The sequence below is a fragment of the Pseudomonas sp. 05T35 genome (assembly GCF_056396605.1).
In genome coordinates this window covers 1-378 of record NZ_JBFTLU010001007.1, presented here as the reverse complement: position 1 = coordinate 378, position 378 = coordinate 1, and the positions used below count along the sequence as shown (strand labels likewise).

Genomic DNA, 378 nt, shown 5'->3' with positions numbered 1-378 from the left:
GACGTATTCCGCCGCAACTGGCGCTGTGTCGTGGCTGCTTGCAGTACATCCACGCACACGAAGTGATCTGCCCACATTGCGCCGCCGATGTCGCCGCCGCAGAAGCCGAGCACCAGGTCAACCGCGCCCGGCAACAAACCATCCTCAATACGCTGACCGGCCTGCTGGGGTTGCCGCAAAGCAACTTGATGTAGCGAGACCTCGATACCAGGGGGCGAGTTGCCCCCTGCGATCTTTTTACCGCCGGTAATAACGCTCCCTCGCAGCAAACAAAATCATCTAAAAAAACCACACCTGTCAGCCATAATTAGCACCCTGCTACTCGATAGCTGAACGTCTTTCCCATGGTTTTACCCACGCGGGCACGCTGGAACAAAC

General features: G+C 57.1%; 1 pseudogene. It reads left to right on the top strand.

Going from position 1 to position 378, the window contains the following annotated elements:
- A pseudogene (locus tag AC1DH9_RS31135) lies at positions 1-194 on the top strand (GDL motif peptide-associated radical SAM/SPASM maturase); the annotation flags it as partial.
- Positions 195-378 lie beyond the last annotated feature (184 nt).